The organism is Bifidobacterium sp. UTCIF-38, assembly GCF_006454495.1.
Lineage (GTDB): Bacteria > Actinomycetota > Actinomycetes > Actinomycetales > Bifidobacteriaceae > Bifidobacterium > Bifidobacterium callitrichos.
On record NZ_JFAL01000013.1, the window covers coordinates 39275 to 49880 of the forward strand.

Consider the following 10606-nt stretch of genomic DNA (forward strand, 5'->3'; position numbering starts at 1 on the left):
ATTTCCGTGAGATTGTCGCGCTGAGAATCGGTCAGTGCGACAATTTGCCGGAGACCAACCCGGGCGGGGGCGGACGGTGGCGCGCAGTGGCGCTTCATCCCTAAAATGCGACGCGATTGCGGGCAGAGAAGGCCATCTGGGGTGAACGGGTGGCGCTTCGGAGGCGGTTTCGAGGGCACTCGAGGGTGATTTGTGGCTTTTGCAAGTATTGGACTCGAATATATGACGCGTTCCGACCCATGCGTACACTGGTCAGGGATATAGAAAGGGATGACTATGAGCGTTCTCGACCGTTTTGAGAAAAGCGTCGAAGGCGCAGTGAACGGAGTGTTCTCGAAGTTCGGCTCCAAGGATCTGCAGCCAGTCGACCTGTCCAGCGCCCTGGAGCGCGAGATCGACAACGAGGCCATGCCGGTGGGCCGCGACCGCACGGTCGCCCCGAACGAGTACCGCTTCAAGCTGAGCACCCCCGATTTCGACCGCATTGAACAGTGGGGCAGCGAGACGCTCGCCGACGAGTTGGCCGACAACCTCACGAACTACGCGCGCAGCCAGCACTATGCGTTCGTGGGCCCGGTGGTCGTGATCTTCGAGGAGGATCTGGAGCTCACCAAGGGCAGCTTCAAGCTCACCTCCGCCTCGGTGCAGGGCAACGCGGTTCCGGTCACCACCGACGATCAGAATCAGGACAGCCCGCTGCTGGAGATCAACGGCAGCCAGTACCTGCTCACCAAGGAGAAGACGATCATCGGCCGCGGCTCCGGCTGCGACATCGTCATCGACGATCCGGGCATCTCCCGCAAGCATCTCGAGATCGACATCACCCCCAACGGCGTGATCGCCCGCGATCTGGGCTCCACGAACGGCACGTACGTGGAGGGTCATCAGGTGCCCGCCGCCACGCTTCTGGACGGCAACACCATCACCATCGGCCGCACCCGCATCCTGTATTGGGCGTCCTCCCAGGATCAGGAGTAGCGCCGCACGGCGTTACCGTTACGGTAAAGGTCGAATCGCATGACCGAACTGACATTCGCACTGCTCAAGTATGGATTCCTCGTCCTGCTCTGGGTATTCGTATGGCTCGCCGTGCGTTCCTTGCATCAGGACATCTCGTCCTTCAGCCCGCGCCCGTCGCGCTCGCGCCGTCGCAAGGAGCGTCACGCCTCCCGTAGAGCCAACGCTCCTGCCGTGGCCGTCGCCTCCGGCACGCCCGTCGTCGCGCCGTCGTCCGATGCGATGCGCGCCACGCCGGCCCGTTCCGCCTCGTCCGGCATGTCGGGTTCGACGTCTTCCGGCGGCGTGTCATCCCCGTCGCTGCTGGTGATCATCGACGGGCCGCTGGCCGGCTCCTCCGTGCCGCTGACCGGCGATGCGATCACGATCGGCCGCGCCGCGTCGAACACCGTGGTGCTCGACGACGAGTTCGCCTCGTCGCATCACGCCCGCCTGTACCCCGATCCCCGTTCCGGCCAGTGGGCCATCGAGGATCTCAATTCGACGAACGGCACCGTCGTCAACGGCCAGCGTCTGGCCGTGCCCACCGTACTTCCCGCCCGCGTACCCGTACGCATCGGCGCCACGACATTCGAGTTGAGGTGATAGCCGTATGTCCGCCTCCTCCGACCAGTCACACAACGAACGGAACGAACAGACCCAATCGCTGCCCCGGCACATCGCGCAGGACGCGCAGGATGCCACCGAGACCCTTCCGTTGACGCAGCGATCCGCCGCCGCCAGCGACCCGCAGCAGCTGTTCCTGTGCTCCACCACCGTATCCGACGTAGGCACGGTGCGTGCGAACAATCAGGATTCGTCGTTCGCCGGCGCGCATCTCATCGCGATCTGCGACGGCATGGGCGGTCATGCGGGCGGCGACACCGCCTCGACGATCGCGATCCGCTCGCTCGCGCATATCGAGCGCGACGACGTGACCGACGACGTCGCCGAGATCGCCTCGATGATGGAGACCTCCGTGATGGCCGCGCACGACGCGATCGTCGGCAAGGCCCGTCGCGAGCGCAAGCTCTCCGGCATGGGCACGACCGTGACGGCCGTGGCGCTCGTCGCCGGATACTGGGTGCTCGCGCACATCGGCGATTCGCGCGCCTACCTGCTACGCGACGGCGTGCTGAGCCGCGCGACGCAGGACCACAGCTACGTGCAGCATCTCATCAACACCGGGCGCATCACCGAAGCGGAGGCCAAGAACCATCCGCAGCGCAACGTCGTGATGCGTGTGCTGGGCGATTTCGACATCGACCCCCATCCGGACATCGCCATGTTCAAGGCGCATGCGGCCGATCGCTGGCTGCTGTGCTCCGACGGCCTGTGCGGCGTGCTGGAGGATTCCACGATCGCCGAGACGATGACCGAGGTCTCCAATCCGGGCGATTGCGCGCAGCAGCTCGTGAGCATGGCCCTGCGCGCCGGCAGCACCGACAACGTGACCGCCGTGATCGGCGACGCCACGATGACGCTGGACGCGCACGCCTTCGACCTGCCGCATCAGACGCCGCTGGTGGGCGGCGCGGCGAGCGCGAGCCTCGAGCCGATCGCCGACATCGTCAACGAGCCGATCGCCACCGCTCCGGCGCTGCGTGACGACGACTCCCCCGCCCAGCGTGCGGCCGCGCTGGCCGTGGCCGAGAAGCCGCAGCATGACGCCCGGGATGCACACGATCCGCGCAATGACGGGGATTCCGCTTCGACCTCCGGCACCTCCGGTACTTCCGGCAATGAATCAGGTCGGGGAGATCAGGGCGGCCAGAGCAAGGACGAGTCCCGGCGCGTCGTCCAGCCGTCGCTGGTGCGCGAGGAGAACGGCGATCGCCCGAAGAACCCGGACACCGGCGAGATCCCGGTGGTCACGAAGAGCAACGGGCGCATCAGCACCGATCCGAACGATCCGGAGGTGGCGCAGGCCATCCGCGCCGAACAGGTCAAGCTGCATAAGACGAATCGCGCGCGGCGGCGTCGCAAGCGTGTGGCGATCATCGCGATCATCGTGTTCGTGCTGGCCGCGATCGCCGGAACGCTGTTCGGCGTGTACCGCTACAGCCAGTCGAAGTACTACGTCGGCACGGCCGACGGGTATGTCGCGATCTATCAGGGCGTGCCCACCAGCATCGCGAATCTCACGCTTTCGCACGAGGTCAAGCGCACCGCGATCAAGGTGAGCGCGCTGCCGACGAGCTGGCACAAGGAGCTGGAGCAGGGCATCGTGCGCGACAACTACGCGGAGGCGGAATCACACGTCGAGCTGATCCGCGACGAGCTCGCCGCGCTGCAGAAGGCGCAGGCGAAGAAGGATGCGGCCGCGGCCGATGCGGCGGACGGCACCTCGACGGACGACGCGAACGCCGGGAACGGCACGGCATCGGACAACACGTCCGGCGCGTCGACAGACTCGACAGACTCGACCACCACACCGCAGACGCAGACCCAGACGCAGGAAGGCGGGGCTCAGCAATGATCGCCCTACGCCTACGCCAGATCGCACTGCTGCTCGCCTCGTTCCTGCTGTGCGGTATGGCGTTCTATCAGATGTTCTATCGGACCGAAGGGTCCTTCCCCTCCAGCTTCCTGACGCTGCTGACGATCTGCGGCGTGCTGTCGCTGATCTTCTGGGCGCTGGTCAACCACTTCCAGCCGTACGCGAGCCAGGTGCTCCAGCCGTGCGTGGTGATGCTCACCGGCATCGGCGCGGTGATGATCGCGCGCATCGACCATGAGAAGGGCACGGCCGTGGCCCAGCGCCAGCTGGAGTTCGTGTGCATCGCGATCGTCCTGTGCTCGCTGCTCGTCGTGTTCCTGCGCGACTACCGTCTGCTGCGGCGATTCTCCTACGTGAGCATGGTCGTCGGTCTGGTGCTGCTGCTCTCCCCGATGCTGCCGGTGTTCGGCCAGGAGATCAACGGCGCGCGCATCTGGATCAAGCTGCCCGGCATCGGCCAGATCCAGCCGGGCGAGTTCGCCAAGCTGTTCCTCGCGTTCTTCTTCGCCGCATACCTGTTCGACCACCGCGACCAGCTGGCCGTCGGCGGCAAGAAGGTGCTCGGTCTGCAATTGCCGCGTATCAAGGATCTTGGCCCGATCATCATCGTGTGGTTCGCCTCGATGGGCGTGCTCGTGCTCCAGCACGACCTCGGCACCTCGCTCATGTTCTTCGCGATGTTCGTCGGCATGCTCTACGTGTCCACCGGCCGCCTGAGCTGGCTGGTGATCGGCTTCATCGGATTCGCGGTCGGCGCTGTCGCGGCGGCCAGCATCTTCGGACACGTCGGCGCGCGCGTCGAGGTGTGGCTGCATCCGTTCGACCCGCAGCTCTACAACCGCGTGGGCGGCTCCTACCAGATCGTCAACGGCCTGTTCGGCCTTGCCGCGGGCGGTCTGCTCGGCACCGGCCTCGGACAGGGCATGCCGAACCTCACGCCGTTCGGCAACTCCGATTTCATCTATGCGTCCATCGGCGAGGAGCTCGGACTCGTCGGCTGCATGGCCGTGCTCATGCTGTACATGATCATCATCGCCTCCGGATTCGTCACCGCGATGAAGGTCAAGGACGGCTTCGGCAAGCTGCTCGCCTCCGGGCTCGTGTTCACGATGGCGTTCCAGATCTTCACCGTGGTCGGCGGCATCACGCTGGTGATCCCGCTGACGGGCCTGACGATGCCGTACATGGCGGCCGGCGGTTCGTCGCTGATCGCAAACTACCTGCTCTCCACGCTGCTCATCATCGTCTCGAACGCGGCCAACAAGCCGGCGCCGGAGGTGTCCACCGACACGTTCCAGTACGAGGCGCTGGCCGTGCTGCGCGATCACGAGTTGAAGGAGCGCGAGGCGGAGGTCGCCAAGCAGGAGAAGGCCGCCGCGAAGGCGGTCGAAGCCGCGGAGGCCGGGGCCGAGCCGCTGCCCGCCACCTCCGACGCGATGGAGACCGAGGCGATCCGGCAGGGCGACCCCGGCACCACCGGCACCCCGGGCACCCTAGGCACCCCGGGCGGCCGCATTCTGACGGGAGGCGCACGATGAACTTCATGAACAAGATGCTGCGCCAGCTGTTCACCGCGGTCGTCGTCCTGTTCACCGTCCTCGGCCTGTCCACGACGATCATCACCGCGATCCGCTCCACCTCGCTCAACGCGGACTCGCGCAACTCGCGATCGCTCTACCACGAGTTCGGCGCGCCGCGCGGCGCGATCCTCGCCGCCGACGGCACGGTGCTCGCGCAGTCGACCGCCACGAACGACGCGTTCAAATACCAGCGCGGCTACACGAACGGCGCCCTGTACGCGCCCGTCACCGGCTTCTTCTCGATCAGCCAGCGCGCGGACCGCGGCATCGAGGCGTCGCGCAACCTGCTGCTCTCCGGACAGTCGGACACGATGTTCTGGCAGCGCATCAAATCGACGCTGACCGGCAGCGAGAACAAGGGCGCCAACATCGAGACGTCGATCGACACGAAGCTCCAGCAGGCCGCGTACAACGCGCTGCAGGGCCAGACCGGCGCCGTCATCGCGATGGAGCCGAAGACCGGACGCATCCTCGCGATGGTGTCGACGCCGTCATACGATCCGAACCTGCTCGCCTCGCACAACGGCAAGACGATCACCGAGAACTACAAGAACCTGACGAGCGACCCGGCCAACCCGATGCTCAACAACGCGACGAGCCAGCTGTTCCCGCCGGGATCGACGTTCAAGACGATCGTCGCGGCCACAGCGCTCGAAACCGGCAAATACGACACCACCACGTCGATCCCCGCCGGCGCGAGCTACATCCTGCCCGGCACCGTGACCGCGCTGACCAACTCGAGCGCGGCCGCCAACGGCTCGAACGGCGCGATGACCCTTGAGGACGCGCTCACCTACTCGTCGAACACCGCGTTCGCCCAGCTGGGCGTGGCCTTGGGCCAGGACAAGATCGCCGACATGGCCTCGAAGCTCGGCTTCGGCAGCTCGATCCTCATCGACGGCACCGACGTGACCGGCTCGCCGATGAAGGCCGTCGCCTCGCACTATCCGACCACGACGATGACCGCCGACAAGCTCGCACTGGCCTCGATCGGCCAGGGCGACGTCACCGAAACGGTCATGCAGAACGCGCTGGTCGCCTCCGCGATCGCGAACGACGGCAAGCTCATGCGCCCCACGATCGTCGACCGCGTGCGCGCCAGCGACCTGTCCGTGTTCAGCGAGACCAAGGCGAGCGAGATGAGCGAGCCGTTCAGCGCCGACACCGCCAACAAGCTCACGCAGATGATGGAGTCGGTCGTCACCAAGGACGCTCCGACAATCGGCGTGAGCGGCGTGAAGGTCGCCGCCAAGACCGGCACCGCGCAGATCGGTGCCACCAACGCCACGAACGACGGCTGGGTGATGGGCTTCGCCCCGGCCGACGACCCGCAGATCGCGGTCGCCGTCGTCGTGCACAACACCACCGGCTATGGTTATCAGTCGGCCGGCCCCATCTTCCGAACCGTCATCCAGGAGGCGCTCAAGCAATGAAACTGATCGAAGGACAGCTCATCCATCGCCGTTACCGCCTCGACTCGCGGATCGCCAAGGGCGGCATGGGCGAGGTCTGGAAGGGCTGGGACATCCAGCTCAACCGCCCCGTCGCCATCAAGGCGCTGCGCTCCGACCTCTCGAACGCGGAGGCCAAATTGCGCCGACTGCGCGCGGAGGCGCACAATTCCGCCAATCTCGCGCATCCGAACATCGCGGCGCTGTTCGAATACTACGAACACGACGGCATCGGCTTCCTCATCATGGAGTACGTGCCGTCGAAGTCGCTCGCCGACCTGTTCCACGAGCAGGGGGCGATGGACCCGCTCACGCTGCTGCCGATCCTCATCCAGACCGCGCGCGGCCTGTTCGTCGCCCACTCCCACGGGGTGATCCATCGCGACGTCAAGCCCGCCAACATCATGGTCTCCGACACCGGCGAGGTGAAGATCACCGACTTCGGCGTCTCCTACTCCACCAATCAGGAGCAGATCACGCAGGACGGCATGGTCGTCGGCACCGCCCAGTACATCTCCCCCGAGCAGGCGCAGGGCCAGCAGGCCACGCCCCAGTCGGACATCTACTCGCTCGGCGTCGTCGCGTACGAGGGCCTGTGCGGGCATCGCCCCTTCACCGGCGCCACCCCGGTCGACATCGCCGCCGCGCACGTCAACGACCCCGTGCCTCCGCTGCCGGCGACCGTCGACGTGCAGCTGCGCGAGTTCATCATGTCGATGCTCGCCAAGGATCCGCTTGACCGCCCCAAGGACGCGCTCGTCGTCTCCCGCACGCTGGCCCGCATCGAACGTCGACTCCTCGACCAGCAGACCGAGCTCAACGACTCCACGCGCATCATGGCCCGCAGCGGCGGGCGATTGCCGCGCAGGATCACCAGCATGCCGCACATCCCGCTGGCCAACGCACGCGTGACGGTCACCACGCCGGGCGTCAGCGGCACGGTGCCGGACGCAACGCCGATCACCGGCGAACAGCACACACAGAACGATTCGAGCCGACGCATGTTTGGAAGGAGCAGCAATGAGTAGCATGCCCTCTGCACTCGCCGACGGCCGTTACCAGCTCGGCCAGCTCATCGGCCGCGGTGGTATGGCCGAAGTGCATGTGGCGATGGACACGCGTCTCGGACGCACCGTCGCCATCAAGATCATGCGCTCCGACCTTGCCAACGACGAGATCTTCCTCGCGCGATTCCGCCGCGAGGCGCACTCCGTCGCGCAGATGAACAACCCGAACATCGTCAACATCTACGATTCGGGCGAGGAGATCATCACCGGCGAGAACGGCCAGCCCGAACGCCTGCCGTACCTCGTGATGGAGTACGTCAAAGGCCAGACCCTGCGCGACATCATCCGCGCCAACGGCCCGCTCTCCCAGCGCGACGCCGAACAGGTGATGCTCGGCGTGCTCAACGCGCTCGAATACTCGCATCGGATGGGCATCATCCACCGCGACATCAAGCCCGGCAACATCATGATCTCCGACCAGGGCATGGTCAAGGTCATGGACTTCGGCATCGCCCGCGCGCTCGACGACTCGGCCGCGACGATGACCCAGTCGCAGGGCGTCGTCGGCACCGCGCAGTACCTCTCCCCCGAGCAGGCGCGCGGCGAGACCGTCGACATGCGCTCCGACCTGTACTCGGCCGGCTGCGTGCTCTACGAAATGCTCACCGGGCGTCCGCCGTTCACCGGCGACTCCGCCGTGGCGATCGCCTACCAGCACGTCTCCGAAGTCGCGACCCCGCCGTCCGCGGTCGTGCCCGGACTGCCGAAGATGTGGGATTCGATCTGCGCCAAGGCGATGGCCAAGGATCGTCAGAACCGCTACGCGACGGCCGCCGAGTTCAAGAACGACATCCTGACGTTCATGAACGGCGGCGTGCCGGTCGCGGCCGCGTTCAACCCGCTCACCGACCTGGCGAACATGAAGGCCCGCAAGCAGGCCGAGCAGGATGCGGCCACCGTGCCGCTCAACCCGGATGCGAACGGTTCGTCCACGCAGGCGTTCAACCCGGTCACCGGACAGTTCGAGCAGGTGCGTCCGGCGGCGAGCTCCACGATGGCGCAGACCCGCGCGGCCCAGCGCGCGGCGGCCCTCAAGGCCCGCAAGCGCAAGCGCATCGTCATCGGATCGCTCATCGCCCTGGCCGTGGCGATGCTGATCGGCCTCGGCGCATGGTTCCTGATCTCGGGCAACGAGGCGGCCACCGAGCAGATGGCCACCGTGCCGACGATCACCTCGTCGATGACCAAGGACATGGCCAAGGCGAAGGTCGAGGCGGCCGGCTTCACGTTCAAGGCCGTCGACGACAACGATTCGACCGAGCCGGAAGGCACGTTCACCAAGCAGGATCCGCAGGGCGGCGCCAAGGCCGCACGCGGTTCGACCGTGCGCGTCTGGTTCTCCACCGGACCGCAGAACACGAAGATCCCCGACGTGACCGACATGACCCAGTCCGAGGCCCGCGCCGAGCTCGAATCGGCCGGTTTCAAGGTCGGTACGAGCGTGCAGACCGAGGACAGCGCCTCGATCGCACGCGACAAGGTCACGCGCACCAATCCGGCGGCCGGCAAGTCCGAGCCGAAGGGCACCGTCGTGATGCTCTACGTCTCCTCCGGCATGGCCAAGGTGCCCGACGGACTGGTCGGCCAGTCCAAGGACGCCGCGGTCGAGGCGCTGAAGAACGCGGGCTTCACCGGCGTGACGATCACCGAGGAGTACAGCGATTCCGTGGCCGAAGGCAATGTGATCGCCGTCAACCCGTCGTCCGGCATGTCCGTGACGCAGGGCACGTCCGTGAGCCTCATCGTGTCCAAGGGCTCGACGCCGGTGACCGTGCCGAACGTCATCGGAGAAACCTACGAAAGCGCCAAGGCGCAGCTTGAGGCGCTCGGCCTGACCGTGAGCCAGACCGGCTCCACCGGCACCACCGATCGCGTGATCACGCAGAGCGCGAGCAGTGGCTCCACCGCGCAGAAGGGCGATACGATCACCCTGACCACCGTTGCCACGCCGAGTGGCGGCAACGGCTCGGGAACCGGCGGATCAGGCAATGGCGGCACCACGGAAGGTGGCGGCACCGGCGGATCCGGCACAGGTGGATCCGGGTCTGGCGGCGGCACCACGGAAGGTGGCGGCACCGGCGGATCCGGTACAGGCGGGTCCGGGTCGTCCGGATCCGGCAGCGGATCCGGCAGCGGCACCACCACCTCCAGCGCCAAGCGCTGACTGTTCGTTCCTCTCGGCTCCCCTTGTCAGGACTCCCCTTGTCAGGACGTTGCCTACAAACAGCTCTGCCGTTTGCTTCACGGCAACGTCCCGGCAAAGGAAAGCCGGAAATGAGACCAACCAATTTCCGGCGCGGATACTAGACACTTGGCCGCGCCACATTCGACCGCGCCATCGCAGACCGACTCAATTGCGCCGCTTGGCCGCGCCACTTCAGCCATGCCATCCGGCCGTGCCGCTCTGCCGCGCCACTTCGGCCATGCCGCTCAGCCAACTACCTCGGCCGTGCCGCCTCAGCTTTGCCGTCGTCCGGTTGTGCCTTCCGGCGGTGCCATTCAACGTTTTTTTCACTGATTTTGGCGTTGAGTGGCACGACGATGCGTCATTGCCGCCTCACCATCTTTTTGACGTGTTGTCAAAAGGGCCATTTTCCAACGATTTTGAAATTGCCAGTATCGCAGTGGCCGCCCCTGCCGCCGTCTTGTCTGCCACTCAACGTGGAAAATCACCGAAATCGCGTTGAGTGGCACGGTTTTCTGCCACTCAATGAACATCAACCGATTGACATGCGTTGAGTGGCAGACTCATCACGCATCTCACCCCGATCCACCCCGATCGCCGTATCGGATCCTGCAGGATTGAACGTTTTTCGCCACTTCCCCACCCCCTCAACGTCGGATCCTACGGGATCGAACGTAATGGGGCAGTCAATTCAACAATGAATTTACAACGTAGGACACTAGACGGGATTTAACCAAAACCTCCAGCGGGGACGTGGGAGGGGCGGTGGTCCTGTTCTCGACACGCTCAAGGCCGCTCGGCCAAGCCTACGGTCGAGAACAGGACCA

7 protein-coding genes and 1 pseudogene are annotated in these 10606 nt (G+C 65.8%); all 8 read left to right on the plus strand.

The features are described from left to right. The first annotated feature begins 276 nt into the window (after positions 1-276). The 8 genes and pseudogenes from BW11_RS05560 (at position 277) to BW11_RS05595 (ending at position 10281) form a co-directional block, all read left to right on the plus strand. On the plus strand, positions 277-978 hold the full coding sequence (locus BW11_RS05560) for a DUF3662 and FHA domain-containing protein (protein WP_043166634.1): 702 nt from the start codon (positions 277-279) through the stop codon (positions 976-978). A 39-nt stretch (positions 979-1017) separates the two neighbouring features. Beyond that, entirely contained in the window at positions 1018-1602 is a 585-nt protein-coding gene (locus BW11_RS05565) for an FHA domain-containing protein (protein ID WP_107044563.1), read from the plus strand. 7 nt (positions 1603-1609) lie between these two features. Further along, positions 1610-3475 (plus strand): PP2C family serine/threonine-protein phosphatase, encoded by a 1866-nt coding sequence (locus tag BW11_RS05570; RefSeq protein WP_140445305.1) that lies wholly within the window; start codon positions 1610-1612, stop codon positions 3473-3475. Then, the gene (locus tag BW11_RS05575) at positions 3472-5034 is read left to right on the plus strand and encodes an FtsW/RodA/SpoVE family cell cycle protein (RefSeq protein WP_140445306.1); all 1563 of its coding nucleotides are present in this window, start codon (positions 3472-3474) and stop codon (positions 5032-5034) included. Before BW11_RS05570 ends, BW11_RS05575 begins: the two co-directional genes overlap by 4 nt. 5 nt (positions 5035-5039) lie before the next feature. Continuing rightward, a complete protein-coding gene (locus BW11_RS05580; protein WP_140445307.1) occupies positions 5040-6509 on the plus strand; it encodes a penicillin-binding protein 2 in 1470 nt (489 codons plus the stop codon). Continuing rightward, positions 6506-7555 carry a serine/threonine-protein kinase gene (locus tag BW11_RS05585; protein ID WP_258184615.1) on the plus strand — a complete coding sequence of 350 codons (1050 nt, stop codon included), beginning with the start codon at positions 6506-6508 and terminating at the stop codon, positions 7553-7555. Before BW11_RS05580 ends, BW11_RS05585 begins: the two co-directional genes overlap by 4 nt. Then, positions 7548-9614 (plus strand): annotated as a pseudogene (gene pknB, locus BW11_RS05590) (Stk1 family PASTA domain-containing Ser/Thr kinase); the annotation flags it as partial. The gene BW11_RS05585 and the pseudogene pknB, both read left to right, overlap by 8 nt. A 403-nt stretch (positions 9615-10017) precedes the next feature. After that, on the plus strand, positions 10018-10281 hold the full coding sequence (locus BW11_RS05595) for a hypothetical protein (protein WP_140445308.1): 264 nt from the start codon (positions 10018-10020) through the stop codon (positions 10279-10281). The last annotated feature ends 325 nt before the right edge of the window (positions 10282-10606 follow it).